Genomic DNA, 17758 nt, shown 5'->3' on the forward strand with positions numbered 1-17758 from the left:
TGGCAAGCCGCGACGGCTGTTGGCCCAACGCGCGCGACGGTCAACAGAGGTGGAAACCTAGGGCCCTTCCTTGCGCGGAAATCCGAACAGGCCGCGGTTGCGTATCAGTTCGGCCACAACCGGCGGTACCTGCCTGGCCCAACCCGGTGCATCGGCGCGCAGCGCCGGCAGTACCTGCCGCCAGTCGATGTCGAGCACCGCTTCGTTGGCACCGGCCAGGGCCAGAATCTGTCCGCCTTCGTACAGGTGGCGGTAAATGTGGTGCACCGCCGGGTTCGGATCGAAATTGTCGGCGGTGACCAGACTGCCATCGGCGGCGCGCCCCGGATAGACATACATCCAGGTCTTGTCGCAGAACAGGCGCCCGAAGGCCTCCAGGATGCCGCCCTCCAGGTCGGAGTAAAACTCGGGACTGAAGATGTCGCGCAGGTTGTCCAGCCGCGCGACGATGCCGATGCAGCCCTGCGTGTAGCGGCGCAGGAACGCCCGCAAGCGGAAGTAGCGCAGGTAGTCGGACACCAGCACGTGGTAGCCCAGCGCGGTCAGCGTGTCGACGCGGGCCAGGAAGTCGGCGTTGTTGACCTGATCGCCGTCCTCCATGACAGTGGCCATGGTCATCTCGGCCACCGGAAGCACGTCCTCGCGCTCACCGCCGGTCTGGGTGGCGAACGCCGCGATGCCGGCCCGGAACATGTCCTCGTGACGGCGTGTCACCGGGCGGAAATTCGAGCGCACGGCCAGCACGTCCTTGCGGCGCAGCGCCTCGCCGGGCTGTACCACATGGCCTTCCGGGTTGAACATGATTGCCCGCGTCAGCCAGCTGCGAATCAGGTGCAGGTTCAGCAGACGGCTTTCACATTGGGCAAAGGCCGGGCCGTTGAATTCGATCATGTCGATTTCGATGCGGTCCGAGCCGGCAATGGCGCCGCCCGAAAGATCATCGGCCAGGCTCTCGATCAATTTCTCGGGACTGGCGGACAGATTGAAGGCGCCATAGATCAGGTTCACGCCCAGGATGCCGAGCGCCTCCTGCTGGGCGCGGGCATCCTCGTCGAGCATGCGCACATGCAGCACGATGTCGTTGGGCGGCCCGGCCGGCACCAGTTGCAGGCGCACGCCCAGCCAGCCGTGGCATTCCGAGCGGTGCTTGTAGCCCTGCGCTGCCACCGTGGCGGCGTAGGCAAAGAACGTGGTTTCCGTCTCACGGCGCCCTTCCAGGCGCTCGATCAGCAGCCCGTATTCATGCTCCAGCATGCGCTCCAGGCGCGGGCGGCTGACGTAACGTCCGCCCGGTGCACGGCCATAGATGGCATCCGAGAAAGCCATGTCGTACGCCGACATGGTCTTGGCGACCGTGCCGGCCGCGCCGCCGGCTCGAAAGAAGTAACGCGCCGTCTCCTGGCCGGCGCCGATCTCGACGATGCTGCCGTACTGCGCCGGATGCAGGTTGACTGCCAGCGCCTTTTGCAGGGCGCCTGGCGCTTCCATCAACTGCGCTGGGGCGTGTGTCCGGCGGCAGGCGTCAGGTCATCCATGTCCCAGGTCCCCGTGTGGCGTCGTGCCGGCTGCCGGGCGGCTCAGGCTGCCGCCATGAACTGGCGCAGCACGTAGTTCAGGATGCCGCCGTGGCGGTAGTACTCGACCTCGATCGGCGTGTCGATGCCGGCCACCACCGGCACCTCGCGCAGCGCGCCGTCGGCCGCCTGCACGCGCAGTGTGAGCCTCTGGCCGGGCTTGAGGTCATCGGCCAGATCCGGCAGCGAGAACACCTCGTCGCCTTTCAAGCCCAGCGAGGCCGCACTGTCGCCTGCCTTGAAGCGCAGCGGCAGCACGCCCATGCCGATCAGGTTCGAGCGATGGATGCGCTCGAAGCTTTCCGCCAGCACCGCCCGCACGCCCAGCAGGTAGGTGCCCTTGGCCGCCCAGTCGCGCGAGGAACCGGCGCCGTACAGCTTGCCGGCCAGCACGATCAGCGGCGTGCCGTCCTGCTTGTAGCGCATGGCGGCGTCGTAAACGGACATTTCCTCGCCGGTTGGCAGGTATTTGGTCCAGCCGCCTTCCTTGGGCGCCACCAGCGCGTTCTTGAGGCGGATGTTGGCAAAGGTGCCGCGGGTCATCACCCGGTCGTTGCCGCGACGCGAGCCGTAGCTGTTCCAGTCGGCCTTCTGCACGCCGTGTTCGAGCAGGTAGCGGGCGGCCGGCGAGTTGGCGGCGATGTTGCCGGCCGGCGAGATGTGGTCGGTGGTGACGAAATCGCCCAGCATCAGCAGCGCGCGGGCATTTTTGACCGGCGCAATGGCGGAGGCTTGCTGCGGGAACTGCTCGAAGAACGGCGGCTGCTGAATGTAGGTGGAATCCGCCCGCCAGTTGTATACGGCCGAACCGGTGTCGACGGGGATGGCGTTCCAGTCCGGATTGCTCTGCGCCACGTTGCCGTATTCCTGACGATACAGGGCCGGATCGCTGGCGGCGGTCATGGCCTGCGCCACCTCGGCGCCGCTCGGCCAGATGTCGCGCAGGTACACCGGCTGGCCGTCGCTGCCGGTGCCGATTGGCTCGCGCTCGAAGTCAATGTCCACACGTCCGGCCAGTGCATAGGCAACCACCAGCGGCGGCGATGCCAGGTAATTGGCCCGCGTATGCGGGCTGACGCGGCCCTCGAAGTTGCGGTTGCCCGACAGCACGGCGGCGGCCACCAGGTTGCCGGCGTTGATGGCATCGACCACCGGTTCGTCGAGCGGGCCCGAGTTGCCGATGCAGGTGGTGCAGCCGTAGCCGACGATGTTGAAGCGCAGCGCGTTCAGCGGTTCGAGCAGTCCGGCCTTGGCCAGGTACTCGTTGACCACCCGCGAGCCGGGCGCCAGGCTGGTCTTGACGTAGGCCGGCGTGTGCAGGCCACGGGCCACGGCTTTCTTGGCCACCAGGCCGGCACCCACCATCACCGACGGATTGGATGTGTTGGTGCAGGACGTGATCGCGGCGATGGTCACCGAGCCATGGCGCAGCGTCGCGCCGCTGCCGGCCACCGGCGCGCTGGCGCCCAGCTGATCGGCCGCCACGCCAAAGCCGTCCTTGTCCAGCGGCGCCGCGAGCGCAGCCAGGAAGCTTTCCTTCACCTTGGACAGACTGACCCGGTCGTGCGGACGCTTCGGTCCGGCCAGGCTCGGCTCGACCGTGCCCATGTCCAGCTCCAGCACGTCGGTGAACTCGGGCTCGGCGCTGTCCGCGGTGCGGAACATGCCCTGGGCGCGGTAGTAGCGCTCCACCTCGTCCAGAACCTCGGCCGACCGGCCGGTGTTTTGCAGGTATTTGATCGCCTCGGCATCGACCGGGAAGAAGCCGATCGTGGCGCCGTACTCGGGCGCCATGTTGGCGATGGTGGCCCGATCGGCCAGCGGCAGCACGTCCAGGCCCGGCCCGAAGAACTCGACGAACTTCTCCACCACGCCGAACTTGCGCAGCATCTGTACCAGCGTCAGGGTCAGGTCGGTGGCGGTGACGCCCTCGCGCAGCGCCCCGGTCAGGCGCACGCCGACCACCTGCGGCATCTTGATGTAGATCGGCTGACCGAGCATGCAGGCCTCGGCCTCGATGCCGCCCACGCCCCAGCCGACGATGCCCAGACCGTTGATCATGGTGGTGTGCGAATCGGTGCCGACCAGCGAGTCCGGGTACAGCACGCCGTCCTTGTTGCGCAGCACGCCGCGGGCAAAGTATTCGAGATTGACCTGATGCACGATGCCGACCGCCGGCGGAATGATGCTCAGCGTCTCGAACGCCGCCTGGCCCCAGCGCAGGAACTCGTAACGCTCCAGGTTGCGCTCGAACTCAAGACCGACGTTCTTGCCCAGCGCCTGCGCGGTGCCGGCAAAATCCACCTGCACCGAGTGGTCGATGACCAGGTCCACCGGCACCAGCGGCTCGATCCTGTTGGGGTCCTTGCCGGCCGCCGCCATGGCGCTGCGCAATGCCGCCAGATCCACCACGCAGGGCACGCCGGTGAAGTCCTGCAGGATCACTCGCCCCGGAATGAAAGGCACCTCGGCATCCGGATCGCCGCGGCCCCAGGCCAGCAGGGCCTCTACGTGGTGCGGCTCGACCGCCGGGTGATCCTGGTGACGTAGGGCCGATTCCAGCAACACCCGCACCGAATACGGCAGGCGGCTTGGGTCGCCGAAGCCCAGTTCGGCCAGCGCCGGCAGGCTGTAATAGGCGGCCGATTCGCCACTGGCGAGGGCAAGCGTGCGGCGGCTGGCGGCGAGCGAGGTCTGACCCATGACGACTCCGAAGATTTACAGGTGACAGCCGGCTGCGAGGCCGGCCGGTCGCGCCGTGGGATGGGCGCGGGCGGGCTAGAATTATAGTCAACCCCGCCTAACATGCCGGCCTTTTTTCGGCACTGCAAAAGCCGCCGACTGCTCCCGGAGCCCCATGTCGATCTTCGAACTCACCGCCCTGTCGCCGCTAGACGGGCGTTATCAGGAAAAAACCGCCGCCCTGCGCCCACTGTGCAGTGAGTACGGCCTGATCCGCTATCGCCTGCGGGTCGAGCTGGCCTGGCTGCGGCTGCTGGCCGACACGCCCGAAATCGGCGAACTGCCGGCCTTCGGCCCAGCCGCACTGGCGCGCATGACGGCCATCGAGAACGACTTCGACGAGGCCGGCGCGGCGCGCGTCAAGGCGCTGGAGAAAGCCACCAACCACGACGTCAAGGCGCTCGAGTACTTCATCCACGAGCAGTTCGAGGGCGATCCGGAGCTGACCGCCGCCAAGGGCTTCGTGCACTTCGCCTGCACCTCCGAGGACATCAACAACCTGGCCTACGCGCTGATGCTGCGCGACACGCGCGAGCGGGTACTGCTGCCGTACCTGGACGGCCTGATCGGCAAGCTGACCGAGCTTGCCCACGACGCCGCCGAGGCGCCCATGCTGGCCCGCACGCATGGCCAGCCGGCCACGCCGACCACGCTGGGCAAGGAACTGGCCAACGTGGTGGCACGCCTTCGGCGCCAGCGCGACGGCATCGCGGCGGTGCAGATTCTGGGCAAGTTCAACGGCGCGGTCGGCAACTACAACGCCCATTTGGCCGCCTACCCGGACAGCGACTGGCCGGCCCTGGCGCAGCGGCTGGTGGCCGGGCTTGGCCTCGCCTTCAACGCCTACACCACGCAGATCGAGCCACACGACTGGATGGCCGAGCTGTTCGACGCCCTCGCCCGTTGCAACACGATCCTGATCGACCTGTGCCGTGACGTGTGGGGTTACGTGTCGCTGGGCTATTTCCGCCAGCAGGTGGTGGCCGGCGAAGTGGGTTCGTCCACCATGCCGCACAAGGTGAACCCGATCGACTTCGAGAACGCCGAGGGCAACCTGGGGCTTGCCAATGCGTTGCTGGAGCACCTGGCGCGCAAGCTGCCGATCTCGCGCTTCCAGCGCGACCTGACCGACTCCACGGTGCTGCGCAACGTGGGCGTGGCGGCCGGCTATACGCTGCTGGCCTGGCAGTCCCTGCACAAGGGCCTGGGCAAGCTGGTGGTCGACACCGCGGCCCTGGCGCGCGATCTTGACGACGCCCACGAGGTGCTGGCCGAGGCCATCCAGACCGCCATGCGCCGCCATGGCGTGGAAAACTCGTACGAGCAACTGAAGACCCTGACCCGCGGCCAGACCATCGATGCCGCGACCCTGGCCGCCTTCATCGACAATCTGCCGCTGCCGCCGGCCGAAAAGGCCTGTCTGGCCGCGCTCAGCCCGGCCACCTATACCGGACTTGCCGCGCGCCTGGCGCGGGACATCTGAACGTGCGCCGCGTCTTCGCCGTCGCCCTGCCCTGCCTGCTGGCCGCCTGCGCAACGGCGCCAGGACCTGCGCCGGTGGCGACGCCGGCCGCTGCCTGTCCGCCGCCGGTCGCCGCGCCGGCCAACGTCTTTGTGCGGATATTCGAAGGCGTGCTGACGCTGCCGCCCGGCTATGTCTTCGAGGGCAACCAAGTCGGCAGCAAGACGCTGTTCCAGGGCCCGACCGGCGCCGTGCGCATCGGCCCGCGGGCGGAACTCAAATCCGGCTACATGGACTATGCGCGTGCCACGCAAAAATCCCGCGAACTGCGCTGTGGCCTTGAAATCCTGCGCCACGGCACCGACGCGCCGCCGCTGTGGCTGCTGCTGGGCAAGGAGCAATATGTGCTGGCCTACGACCAGGACCCACAGCAGGTCCCGGCCATGATCGACGGCTACTGCGCGTCGCTGGCGATCGGCAACAAGACCCCCTGAGTCCGCACCCGTACCCGGGCACGGCAAACACTCATGCCGGACAACCGGCGAGCGCCTGGCGCGCTGCGCCGAGCTGGCCGTGCACCTGCCCGACCGGCCGCGCCAGCAGGGCGAGGTGTCGAGGCAGCGGAACGGCCGCCGGCGACAGCGCCGCCAGCGTGGCAGTCACCGCGTCCGGGTCGTTGCAGATCAGCAGGTAATCGCAGCCGGCGGCGAGCGCACGCCGGGCGCGTTCGACAAAGCCGCCAGCCCCGGCGGCGCCGGCCATGCCCAGGTCGTCGCTGAACACGGCGCCATCAAAGCCCAGCTCGCCGCGCAGGACCTCCTGCACCCAGCGGCGCGAGAAGCCGGCCGGCTCGGCGTCCACGGCCGGAAACACCACGTGCGCCATCATCACCGACGCCAGACCGTCCGCAATCAGGCGCCGGTAGGGCAGCAGATCGGCCTCGATGGCATCACGGGAACGCTGATCGATCACCTGCGTCAGGTGAGTGTCGGCCGCCACCGCGCCGTGGCCGGGGAAGTGCTTGCCGCAGGCGGCCATGCCGGCCTGGGCCATGCCGGCCATGAAGGCGCCGGCCAGCAGGGCCGCCGCTTCGGGTTGCGCGTGAAACGCCCGGGCGCCGATGATCTCGCTGACGCCATAGTCCAGATCAAGCACCGGCGCGAAGCTCAGGTCGATGCCCAGCGCCACCAGCTCGGCCGCCATCACCAGCCCTCCGGCGCGCGCCAGCGCCAGGCCCCGCGCTGCGTCCTCATCGTAGGCCCGGCCATAGGCAGCCGCCGGCGGCAACGGCGTGAAACCGGGCCGCAGGCGCTGCACCCGCCCGCCCTCCTGGTCCACGGCGATCAGCAGCCGCGGCTCACGCAGGGCGTGGATGTCGGCACACAGCGCGCGCAGTTGCTCGGCATCGACGAAGTTGCGCTCGAACAGAATCACGCCGCCGATGGCCGGGTGCAGCAGCACTTGGGCATCGGCGGGCGTGAGCTGCGGACCGGGCAGACCGATCACCAGCGGACCGGGGGCGAGCGCTTTGGGCATGGGTGTCCTTGCGAGGTTTGGGTTTGGACCTGGGCAGGCCCGATGTCGACCGTGACTGAGAGTGGGCTAGCCGCTGTCCTGATTGTGGTCGGCGGCGCCGATGCGCTCGCCCCACTCGGCGGTTTTGGCGACGATGGCGGCCGCATCCAGCGTGGTCAGGCGCCGCTCGTGCAGCAGGCGCCGGCCGGCCACCCACACGTCGGTCACCGCCTCGCGGCCGGCGGCGTAGATGATCTGCGAGATCGGATCGTGCACCGGCTGACAGTGCGGGGCCGACAGGTCGAGCGCCACCATGTCGGCCGCCTTGCCGGGCACCAGCGAGCCGATTTCCTCATCCAGACCCAGCGCCCGGGCGCCGCCCAGCGTCGCCATGTGCAGCAGCGCAGGCGCCGGTGCCGCGGCGGCATCTGCGGCGCCCAGCTTGGCCAGCAGGCCGGCGGTCTTGAGCTCGCCCAGCAGGTCCAGATCGTTGTTGCTGGCGGCGCCGTCGGTGCCGATGGCCACATTCACGCCCGCCGCCAGCAGGGCCGGCAGGGGACAGGTGCCGGAGGCCAGTTTCATGTTCGATTCCGGGCAGTGGACGATGCTGGCGCCCTGCGCGGCCAGGCTGGCGATCTCGCCGGCCAGCAACTGCGTGGCGTGCACGCCGATCAGCCGCGGCGACAGCAGGCCCAGCTGCGCCAGCCGTTCCAGCGGCCGCATGCCGTAGCGGGCCTCGCTTTCGGCCACCTCGTGCGCCGTTTCGTGCAGGTGGATGTGCAGCGGCAGGTCGAGTTCTTCCGCAAACGTGGCGATGCGCCGCAGCGGCTCGTCGCTCACTGTATACGGCGCATGCGGCGCAAACGCCGTGCGGATCAGCACATGGCCGCGCCAGGCGTCGTGCAGGGCGATGCCCTTGCGCAGGTAGTCGTCGGCATCGGCGGCGTAGGCGCTCGGGAAGTCGATGGCGATCAGGCCGATCACCGCCCGCATGCCCGCCGCCGCAGCTACCTGAGCGGTCTCCTCGCCAAAAAAATACATGTCCGAAAAGCAGGTCACGCCGGCCTGGATCATCTCCGCCGCCGCCAGCGCGCTGCCGTCGCGCACGAACTGCGGCCCGACGAAGCGTTGCTCGGCCGGCCAGATGTGCTGCTGCAGCCAGGGCATCAGCGGCAAATCGTCGGCCAGGCCGCGCAGCAGCGTCATGGCGGCGTGCGTGTGGGCGTTGATCAGGCCCGGAATCAGGGCATGGCGCGGCAGCTCCACCTGGACCAGATCCGCGAACTGTTCGCGCGCCTGGGCGCTCGGCAGCACGGCGAGGATGCGCCCGTCCCGAACCACCACGGCGTGATGGTCCAGCACCCGCCCGGCGGGCTCGACCGGAATCAGCCAGCGGGCGTGGGCCACGAAACTTGCAGAATCGTTCATCGGCTTGATCCGGAGCGGCAAAAAGTGCGTTTGCAGCGCGAAAACGCGGTGCTATAGTGCCGGCGCTCCTCGCAATTGCAAATTCCATGACCCGCGACCGCCAGCCTGTCCCTGCCCTCCCCGTCCGCGCCCCGCGCGGCGCCGGCCCGCGTGCGTCCGCTGCCCTGACCTGCCGGCCGCACGGCCTCCTGCCACTGACGCTGCGACTGCCGTAAGGCAGACACACGCACGCCCTGGCGAGGGCCCCCAGTACGCAACTCAATCAGACACCAAGGCCGCGCGGCAAAGCCCTGCGGCTGCCCGTTACTGTTCCGGAGACCGGTCGTGAGCAAGGACAAACTGATCATTTTCGACACCACCATGCGCGACGGCGAGCAAAGCCCCGGCGCCGCCATGAGCCGCGAGGACAAGCTGCGCATCGCACGCGCCCTGGAGCGGCTGAAGGTCGATGTCATCGAGGCTGGCTTCCCGGCCTCCAGCCCGGGCGATTTTGCCTCCGTGAAGGCGGTGGCCGAGATCGTCAAGGACTCGCGCGTGTGCGCCCTGGCGCGCACCGGCGATGCCGACATCGACCGCGCCGCGGAGGCCATCAAGCCGGCGGTGGCGCCGCGCATCCACACCTTCATCGCCACTTCTCCGCTGCACATGGAAAAGAAGCTGCGCATGACGCCCGACCAGGTGGTCGAGGCGGCGGTGCGGGCGGTCAAGCGGGCGCGCCAGTACACGGACGACGTGGAGTTCTCGGCCGAGGACGCCGGGCGTTCCGAGATGGAATTCCTGTGCCGCATCTTCGAGGCGGTGATCGACGCCGGCGCCACCACCATCAACGTGCCGGACACGGTCGGCTACAACCTGCCGCAGCAGTTCGGCGAGAAGTTCAGGTACCTGATCGAGAACATCCCCAATTCCGACAAGGCCATCTTCTCGGCCCACTGCCACAACGATCTGGGCCTGGCGGTGGCCAATTCGCTGGCCGCCGTGATGGCCGGCGCCAGGCAGGTGGAGTGCGCCGTCAACGGCCTTGGCGAGCGGGCCGGCAACGCCGCGCTGGAAGAGGTCGTCATGGCGGTGCGCACGCGCCAGGATCTGTTCCCCTGCGACGTGGGCGTCGACACCCGGCACCTGCTGGCCTGCTCGAAGCTGGTGGCGGCCATCACCGGCTTTCACGTGCAGCCGAACAAGGCCATCGTGGGTCTGAACGCCTTCGCGCACGAGTCCGGCATTCACCAGGACGGCGTGCTCAAGAGCCGCGAGACCTACGAGATCATGCGCGCGCAGGATGTCGGCTGGCAGGACAACCGCCTCACGCTGGGCAAGCTGTCCGGGCGCAATGCCTTCAAGCAGCGCATGAGCTCGCTCGGCTTCGAGTTCGCCAGCCAGGAAGAAATGGCCGAGGCCTTCCGGCGCTTCAAGGAGCTGGCCGACAAGAAGCGCGAGATCTTCGACGAGGACCTGATGGCGCTGGTCACGGACATGGACCTGAGCCAGGCCAACGAGCGCATCAAGCTGGTCGGCATGAAGGCCTGTGCCGAGATCGGCGAGACGCCGCAGGCCACCGTGTCGCTGGTCATCGACGGCGAGGAGCGCAGCGCCACCGCCGAGGGCGACGGTTCGGTGGACGCCACCTTCAAGGCCATCGAGGCGATCGTGAATTCCGGCGCGCAGCTGCAGCTGTACTCGGTGCAGAGCATCACCTCCGGCACCGACGCGCAGGGCGAGGTCAGCGTGCGCCTGGCTCGCGACGGCATGGCCGTGAACGGCTCGGGCTCGGACACCGACATCGTGATCGCGTCGGCCAAGGCCTACGTCAACTGCCTGAACCTGGTGCTGGCGGCGCGCGCGCACGCCGCGGCGGGGGTCTGAGAGGCGGCTATACAAGGGCCGGGCGCGCAACCGCCCGGCCCGCGCTTTACCCGGCGCCGCATCGATGCGAGATTTCCAGTGCCTGAATAATTCACGACCGTTCATGCACGGAGGAGAACGATGACGACCAAGCCCACCCAGCAGGTGCAACCATGAGCGGCCAACTGGACGGACGGGTGATCTGGATCACCGGCGCCGGGCGTGGCCTGGGCCGGGCCTATGCCGAGGGACTGGCGCGGGAAGGCGCCACCGTCGCGGTGAGCGACATCGCCAATGTCGAAGAGGCCGTCGCGGCCATCGAGGCCGCCGGTGGCAAGGCCGCCGGCTTTATCTGCGACGTGACCGACGAGGCCGCCGTGATGCGCTGCGCGGCCGACATCAAGGCGCAACTGGGCCCCATCGACGGGCTGGTCAACAACGCCGGCGCCTATCCGTTCGCACCCATCGAGCAGACCGACGGTGCCTTTCTGGAGCGGCTGTTCCGGCTCAATGTGTTCGGCACCTTTCATTGCATCCGCGCCGTCGTACCGGACATGAAGGCCCGCCGCCGCGGCAAGATCATCAACGTCACCTCGGCCACCTTCCATACCCCGCCGCCGATGTTGACCGCCTACGTGGCCACCAAGGGCGCGGTGATCGGCCTGACCCGCTCCCTGGCGCGCGAACTTGGCGAGTTCGACATCCAGGTCAACGTGATCGCACCGGGTCTCACCGAAACCCCCGGCGTGGCCGAGGCGTCGATCGGCGGCGACATGTGGACCGGCATCCTGGCCGCGCAGTGCCTGAAACGCCGCGAGCAGCCCGAAGACCTGGTCGGCACGGTGGTGTTCCTGTGCTCGCCGGCGAGCGATTTCATCACCGCCCAGACCATCAACTGCGACGGCGGCATGGGCGTGCACTGAGTCGAAGGTCCGGATGAGCCCGTCCCGGGCTCCCCGGACCAAGGAAACCGAAACGTGTGAGTTTCGGTTTCCTTCATCCTGGGCGCCCTGCCGGCGCCCAGGATGGCGGCACATCCCTGTGCCGCACCCGCTCTGCGGGTTACCGCCGGCCCGTCGAACATCATCCGCGAGGCAAGACTGCCCATGCCCACACCCGATCCTGCCACGCAGCTCGAAATGTACCGGCGCATGCTGCGCATCCGGCGTTTCGACGAGACAGTAAAAACCCTCTTCGACCGCGGCCGCATCCCCGGCTCGGTACACCTGTCGATCGGCCAGGAAGCCGAGGTCGTCGGCGCCTGCATGGCGCTGCGACGGGACGACACCATGGTCGGCAACCACCGCTCGCACGGCCACCCGATCGGCAAGGGCGCGGCGCTGGGTCCGCTGCTGGCGGAGATCCTGGGCAAGGCCACCGGCGTCAACGGCGGCAAGGGCGGCTCCATGCACCTGGCCGATTTTTCGGTCGGCAGCCTGGGCGAGAGCAGCATCGTCGGCAGCGGCCTGCCGGTGGCCGTTGGCGCCGCACTGGGGGCCAAAATGCAGGGCAGCGACCGCGTGTGTCTGTGCTTTTTCGGCGACGGCGCCTCGAACGAGGGCTATTTTCACGAGGCGCTGAACATGGCCAGCGCCTGGCAGGTGCCAGTGGTGTTCCTGTGCGAGAACAACGGCTACGGCGTGACCACGGCCTTTGGCCGCATCAGCCGGGTGCCGGACGTGGCAGCCCGCGCGGCGGCCTACGGCATCCCGGGCCAGATCGTCGACGGCCAGGACGCGCTGGCCGTCCATGCTGCCGTCGGGCAGGCCGTGCAACGCGCCCGCGACGGCGCCGGACCTAGCCTGATCGAGGCCAAGACCTACCGCTACCCGCACCACTCCGAAGGTCCGCTGTACGACGCCATCGCCTACCGCGACGCATCGGAACTGGCCGCCTGGCAGGCGCGCGATCCGCTGCCGCTGTTCGCCCGGCATCTCGAGGACACCGGCATCGCCGACGCGGCAACGCTGACCGGCATCGAGCAGGCCATCGCTGCCGAAGTCGCCGCGGCGCTCGAATTCGCCCAGCAGAGCCCCTGGCCGGATCCGGCCGAGGCCCACCGCGGCCTGTACCGCACACCGATCGCCGGTTTCGACCATGCGTGAGCTGACGTTTCTGGAAGCCATCCGCGAGGCGCAGGAACAGGAGATGGCGCGCGATCCGCGCGTGTTCATCCTGGGCGAGGACGTGTCCTTCAACGTCTACGGCAGCACCGGCGGTCTGGCCGACCGCTTCGGCCTGGAGCGGGTGCGCGACACGCCGATCAGCGAGTCCGGCTTCACCGGCGTCGCCATCGGCGCGGCGCTGGTCGGCATGCGGCCGATCGTGGATTTCACCATCGCGTCTTTCATGTACCTGGCCATGGACCAGCTGGTCAGCATGGCCGCCAAGACCGCCTACATGTACGGCGGGCAGGCGCACGTGCCGGCGGTGTTCCGGGCCGCGCTGTTCTACAACGGCGGCCTGGCGGCGCAGCACTCGGACCGCAACTACGCCATGTTCATGCAGGTACCGGGCCTGAAGATCGCCGTGCCGAGCTGCCCCTACGACGCCAAGGGCCTGCTCAAGACCGCCGTGCGCGACGACGATCCGGTGCTCATGTTCGAGGATGGCGCGCTGTGGGGCAGCCGCGGTGAGGTGCCGCAGGACGATTACCTGATTCCGTTCGGGCAGGCCGCCGTTCGCCGCGAGGGCAGCGATGTGACCGTCGTGGCCATCGGCTCGCGCGTGCGCGAGGCACTGACGGCCGCCGACACGCTGGCCCGCGAGGGCATCTCGCTGGAGGTGATCGACCCGCGCACGCTGGTGCCGCTGGATCGCCCGACGATCCTGGAATCGGTCGCTAAAACCGGCCGCGCGCTGGTAGTGGACGTGGGCCACAAAAGCTGCGGCGTGGCCGGCGAAATCCTTGCCACCATCGCCGAGGACGGCTTCTGGTCCCTGCGCGCGCCGCTGCGGCGCCTGACTGCGCCGGACATGCAGATACCGTTCTCGCCGGCACTGGAAAAAGGCTTCTACCCGGACGCGGCGCAGATCGTGGACGCCGCCCGGCGCCTGTTGCGGGAATGAGCTGCAGGAATAAACCGCCCGGCCGCTGCGCCGGCCCGGCCATCACTCGCGCGCCGTCGCGCGGGCATTGACCAGGCCGGGACCTGCGCCCGGCGCCAGACCCAGCGACTCCACCGCCACGCCCTGGGCGGCCAGTTCGGCCAACCAGGCGAGCACGCCGTCCGCCGGTGCATCGTTCAGCCACAGCTTGACGCTGCCGTCCGCGGCCGGCTCCAGCCTCGACAGATGCTCGCCCAGACCCGCCGCGCGCAGGCTGGCATCAAGGCGCACCGGCAGCGGACCGCCGGCATCCGCGCCCGCCGCCGCCGGTTGCCGGGCGCGCAGCGCCTGCACCTGCGGCGCCAGCTGTTGCAGCCAGGCAAGGTCGGCCCGCAGGCGGGCGTTGTCTGCGCGCAGGCGCTCGCGCGCCGCCTGCCACGGCGCCCACAGCAAGCCGTAACCGAGCAGCAGCGCCAGCACGGCCGCGGCCAGCAGCAGCAAACGCTGCTCGCGCGGCGCGAGCCGGCGCCAGCGCGCGGTCATTGCCGGCCAGCGACTCATGGCTCCTCCTGCGTCGCCACAGCGCTGGCGCCGGGCGCCGGGCGCAGTACCAGCCGCGTGCGCACCACGCCGCCTTCGGCCACGGCCATCGGCAGGTCGGCCTTTACCGCGCGCTCGGCCGCGAGGCGGGTTCGCAGGGCCTCCACCGCCGCCACGTCCGGCAGGCCGAATTCCAGCGTCAGGGCGCCGTCCCGGTAATCGAGCGCGGTCAGGATTTGCCCGGGCGGCAGCGCACGCGCTGCCACGGCGAGCAGCGGCAGCGCGCCGCCGCGGGCACCCCGATCCAGCAGTTTCAGGCGCCGCTCGGCCTGCGCCCGCAGGCTGACCGGGCGACCTTCTTCGGGAAACAGGCGCGTGAATTCCTCACCGATGGCGGTGCGCAGGGCGGCGTTCTGGCGGCCAAGGCGAGCCGTTTCGAGCAGCCCGCCGGCCAGCAGCAGCGCCAGCCACAGTCCGGCCAGCACCGCCGCCGGGCGCCACGGCCGCCACTGGCCGGGCGGCCGCGCGGGTGCGTAGGCGCCCTGCAGCAAGTCGGGACTGGCCGGCGTGGGGGCGAGGCAAAGCGCCTGCTCGGCGGGCACTTCAATGATCTGGGCGCCCAGCCCAGGCGGCGGCGGGGGGCCGCCCGGCGTTTGCAGCCAGCGCAGGCTCGGTGGTGCCAATGCCTCCAGCAGCGGCCCGATCTGCTGCGGGGCGCCGCACAGGCTGGCCTGGGCGCCCAGGCGTGCGGTCAGGTGATCGGGCTCGGCGAGCACGGTAAAGGCGTCGACCGGCAGCAGGGCCGCCAGCGGCGTGATGCCGGCGACCTTCAGCCCCGCTTCGCGCAGGCGGGCGAGCGCGGCATCGAGCTGCGCACGGCCGATCACGGCCAGCTCGGTCAGGCCGTCGGCGCGGCGCTTGCCGACCGCCACCTGCACGGCGTCCAGATCGCTCGCCAGCTGGTCTTCGAGCGCAAACATCGCCGCCCGGGCCAGCCGGGCGGCCGGCAGCCGCGGCAGGGTCTGCGCACTCACCCACACCTGCGGCGCGGCCAGCACGACGCCCACCGGCTCCCCGCCGGCGGCACTGGCGGCGGCCGCGGTATCGCCCTCACGCAGCGCGCCGCGCTCGAGCCACTGCCAGGCATCGGCGCCATCCCAGCGAAAATACTGCAGCGCCATCAGCCCCCCACCTGCTCGCGGCGACGGCGCACGCGCACCTGACCGTCCTGCACCTGCAGCAGGCTGTCGCGCTGCAGGAGCAGTTGGTCGAGCGTGACCTGCGCCCGCACCGTGAACCAGTCCGAACGCACCGTGAGCCCGCCGCCGTCCAGCAGCACGCCGCTGAGCGCCGGGTCGCTCAGGAAGGCATCGAGACTGGCAAACGGCGTGGCCGCGGCGCGTGCCGCAAGATCGCGTGCCTGGCCCAGGCGCAGACCCTCGGCCAGGGCCATCAGCAGCAGCGGCGGCGCGCTGTTGACGTTGATCCCCGCCTGCGCCGGCAGCGCACAGACCAGCGGCGCCAGCGCGGCGTAAGCCTCGGCGTCCATGGCCGGCAACAGGCGCAGCTCGGATACGTCGCCCAGCGGCGCATTGGCCGCGCGCATGGGCGGCCGGCGACGGCTGTAGGCATCGTCCTCGGCGCCGGCAAAGCGCGCGTTGGTGTCTTCGTCCAGCCAGTCGAGCAGCTGATCGGCGATGTCGGCCGACAGGTCCAGCAGCTCCAGCAGGCGCCGCAAGCGCTGTTCGGCCAGGTCCGTCTCACCGGCCGGCAGGGACAGAGTGTTCAGGTTGAAACAGCCCTGTGCGTCCTGGACTTGCGCCTGGCCCGGCAGGTCCAGCGGCCAGGGGAGATCGATGTGTACCGGTGACGGCGCCGCCGCATCCGACGGTCCTGGCCGCAGCCGGGCCATCGCCAGATACTCACTGACGGTCAGGTACTCACTGGCCTGCGCGCGGCGCAGGACGTTGCTGCTGCGGCGGATGGCAAATTCCTCGTTCGAGGCCACCGCCACCGCCACCACGGTGGCGATCGTCATCAGCAGCAGGGCGAGGATCAGCGCTACGCCGCGCTGGCGCTGTGGGGTTCGCATCATGCTTCCCCCGCGACCACGAACAGCCACTCGATCGGGCCAAACGGCCGGCCATCGAGCCTTACCGACACGGCCCGCTCAGTCCGACCCGTCTCGATGCCGACCGCGAAGTGCTGTACCTCGTCCAGCACGCGTTGCGAATTCGGCCGGCTGCCGGGAACGCGATCCAGCACCGGCCAGGCATCGCGGTACAGCACGCCGTTTCGTACCTGCCAGCGTACGCGCTGCAGCTGCGCGCGCGGCTGATCGAGCGGGTTGCTCCAGGCTCCCTGGGTGATCTCGAGGCTGCCGTCCGGCGCCCGGCGCAACGGCGGCTCCGGATCGCCCAGTTCGTCCCGCGCCGGGCGGGCCACCAGCGCCTGACAGTCGCGCTCCAGCAAGGAATAAGCCAGCTGCAGACGCCCGAGGGCTTCCGCCCGACCGGCGAGCCGGTCGCGGGCCGCCAACAACTGCGCCAAGCTGCCGTAGGCAAGCGTCGCCAGCACCGCGAACACCGCCAGCGCCACCACCAGTTCGAGCAGCGTGAAGCCGCGCGCCGTCCTCAAAGCGGCGGCTCCGGTACCGGCCCCGACGCCCCGTCGGACGCGGGCTGCTGCTGCGACCCGGACTCCGGCGCCGGCCCCGGATTCGACATCGGCAGCGGCTCCACCGTCGGCCTCGGCAGGAATCCGGTCAGGCGTGCGAGAACTTCATCCTCGCCGACCCGGTGCACCACCAGCTCGAGCCGCCGCAGCGCCTCCTGGTCGTGAGCCTGCACCGTGACCTGCAGTCGCTGCCCCGCCAGTGCCTGCTGCCGCTCGGCGTGATCGCCCGCCAGACCGTCCAGACGCAGGCGGCCGAGCGTGTTGTGCGCGGCCCAGGTGGCAAAGGTGCGCTCCTCGAGCCCTCGTTGCCGGCGCGCCGCGCCGCCGATCGCCGCCGTGGCGGCCGTGAGCGTGACCGCCACCACCACCAGCGCGATCAGCACCTCCAGCAGCGTGAAGCCGCGCATCGGCCCGTGCATCAGCCGGCGACCCCGGGCGCGGTCACGGCAATTTCCCCGTCGGCCTGCGCACACACCTGCCAGACGCGCTGCTCGCGGCTCTCGACGGCGACGCAAAACGGCGTCGCCTCGCCGCTCGACAGCAGAAAGACCTGCGGTCGGTCGACGCCGTCCAGACTGCCGGCCAGCGCCACCGGGTAGCCGTCGACGCGCAGCGTCAGCTGCTGGCCGGCGCCGAGCCGGCGCGCGCGCAGCGGCTGGCGACCGGTCAGGGGCCGCCAGGTCTTGCCCGACAACTGCATGAAGTCGTAGCCGTCCCCGGCCAGGCGCAGGCCGAATTCGCGCCCGTCCAGCACTGCCTCGTCATGCGCCAGGCGCAGCGCCGCCGCCAGCGTACGGGCGTCCTGCTCCAGCCGCGCCGCGGCGCCGCCATCGCCCAGCGACAGGCGTGCGAAGGACAGGATCACACCGATCAGCGCCAGCACGACCACCAGTTCGAGCAGGGTGAAGGCATGCTGACGGTGCATGGATTC

16 protein-coding genes are annotated in these 17758 nt (G+C 69.8%); 6 read left to right on the top strand and 10 right to left on the bottom strand.

What is annotated here, in order from left to right; translation table 11 throughout:
• Positions 1–57: 57 nt before the first annotated feature.
• Complete coding sequence (locus PG2T_RS04445) at positions 58–1488, bottom strand: hypothetical protein (RefSeq protein WP_068803011.1); 1431 nt, start codon at positions 1486–1488, stop codon at positions 58–60.
• An 89-nt stretch (positions 1489–1577) separates the two neighbouring features.
• On the bottom strand, positions 1578–4277 hold the full coding sequence (gene acnA, locus PG2T_RS04450; protein WP_068803012.1) for an aconitate hydratase AcnA: 2700 nt from the start codon (positions 4275–4277) through the stop codon (positions 1578–1580).
• Positions 4278–4431: 154 nt separating this feature from the next.
• Between acnA and purB the strand changes: the two genes are divergently transcribed.
• Positions 4432–5799, top strand: a complete 1368-nt coding sequence (purB, locus tag PG2T_RS04455; RefSeq protein ID WP_068803013.1) for an adenylosuccinate lyase — start codon at positions 4432–4434, stop codon at positions 5797–5799.
• Between the two features lie 2 nt (positions 5800–5801).
• A complete protein-coding gene (locus tag PG2T_RS04460) occupies positions 5802–6272 on the top strand; it encodes a hypothetical protein (protein ID WP_068803014.1) in 471 nt (156 codons plus the stop codon).
• A gap of 31 nt (positions 6273–6303) precedes the next feature.
• Here the strand turns inward: PG2T_RS04460 and nagZ are convergent, their stop codons facing one another.
• Together nagZ and PG2T_RS04470 are read right to left on the bottom strand one after the other, a co-directional pair.
• Positions 6304–7314 (bottom strand): beta-N-acetylhexosaminidase, encoded by a 1011-nt coding sequence (nagZ, locus tag PG2T_RS04465; protein ID WP_068803015.1) that lies wholly within the window; start codon positions 7312–7314, stop codon positions 6304–6306.
• Between the two features lie 66 nt (positions 7315–7380).
• Positions 7381–8721, bottom strand: coding sequence for a TRZ/ATZ family hydrolase (locus tag PG2T_RS04470; protein ID WP_068803016.1), 1341 nt, complete (start codon positions 8719–8721; stop codon positions 7381–7383).
• A gap of 360 nt (positions 8722–9081) precedes the next feature.
• On the opposite strand from PG2T_RS04470, the gene PG2T_RS04475 reads away from it, so the two are divergent.
• From PG2T_RS04475 to PG2T_RS04490, 4 genes are all read left to right on the top strand, one after another.
• Complete coding sequence (locus PG2T_RS04475) at positions 9082–10584, top strand: 2-isopropylmalate synthase (RefSeq protein WP_068807730.1); 1503 nt, start codon at positions 9082–9084, stop codon at positions 10582–10584.
• Between the two features lie 152 nt (positions 10585–10736).
• Positions 10737–11486: an SDR family NAD(P)-dependent oxidoreductase gene (locus tag PG2T_RS04480; RefSeq protein WP_068803017.1), complete on the top strand. Its 750-nt coding sequence runs from the start codon at positions 10737–10739 to the stop codon at positions 11484–11486.
• Positions 11487–11669: 183 nt separating this feature from the next.
• Positions 11670–12668, top strand: a complete 999-nt coding sequence (locus PG2T_RS04485) for a thiamine pyrophosphate-dependent dehydrogenase E1 component subunit alpha (protein ID WP_068803018.1) — start codon at positions 11670–11672, stop codon at positions 12666–12668.
• On the top strand, positions 12661–13632 hold the full coding sequence (locus PG2T_RS04490) for an alpha-ketoacid dehydrogenase subunit beta (RefSeq protein WP_068803019.1): 972 nt from the start codon (positions 12661–12663) through the stop codon (positions 13630–13632). Before PG2T_RS04485 ends, PG2T_RS04490 begins: the two co-directional genes overlap by 8 nt.
• Positions 13633–13674: 42 nt before the next feature.
• Here the strand turns inward: PG2T_RS04490 and gspM are convergent, their stop codons facing one another.
• Genes gspM through gspH form a run of 6 tightly spaced genes read right to left on the bottom strand, consistent with a single transcriptional unit; the run spans position 13675 to position 17752 of the window.
• On the bottom strand, positions 13675–14172 hold the full coding sequence (gene gspM / locus PG2T_RS04495; protein ID WP_068803020.1) for a type II secretion system protein GspM: 498 nt from the start codon (positions 14170–14172) through the stop codon (positions 13675–13677).
• Positions 14169–15332, bottom strand: coding sequence for a type II secretion system protein GspL (gspL, locus tag PG2T_RS04500; RefSeq protein ID WP_068803021.1), 1164 nt, complete (start codon positions 15330–15332; stop codon positions 14169–14171). Before gspL ends, gspM begins: the two co-directional genes overlap by 4 nt.
• Positions 15332–16243: a type II secretion system minor pseudopilin GspK gene (gene gspK / locus PG2T_RS04505; RefSeq protein WP_068803022.1), complete on the bottom strand. Its 912-nt coding sequence runs from the start codon at positions 16241–16243 to the stop codon at positions 15332–15334. Before gspK ends, gspL begins: the two co-directional genes overlap by 1 nt.
• Entirely contained in the window at positions 16243–16788 is a 546-nt protein-coding gene (gene gspJ, locus PG2T_RS04510; protein ID WP_068803023.1) for a type II secretion system minor pseudopilin GspJ, read from the bottom strand. The genes gspK and gspJ overlap by 1 nt, the downstream gene beginning before the upstream one ends.
• Positions 16785–17246 carry a type II secretion system minor pseudopilin GspI gene (gene gspI, locus PG2T_RS04515; protein WP_068803024.1) on the bottom strand — a complete coding sequence of 154 codons (462 nt, stop codon included), beginning with the start codon at positions 17244–17246 and terminating at the stop codon, positions 16785–16787. The genes gspJ and gspI overlap by 4 nt, the downstream gene beginning before the upstream one ends.
• Positions 17246–17752 carry a type II secretion system minor pseudopilin GspH gene (gene gspH, locus PG2T_RS04520; RefSeq protein WP_068803025.1) on the bottom strand — a complete coding sequence of 169 codons (507 nt, stop codon included), beginning with the start codon at positions 17750–17752 and terminating at the stop codon, positions 17246–17248. The genes gspI and gspH overlap by 1 nt, the downstream gene beginning before the upstream one ends.
• Positions 17753–17758: the final 6 nt, after the last annotated feature.

Source organism: Immundisolibacter cernigliae (genome assembly GCF_001697225.1).
Lineage (GTDB): Bacteria > Pseudomonadota > Gammaproteobacteria > Immundisolibacterales > Immundisolibacteraceae > Immundisolibacter > Immundisolibacter cernigliae.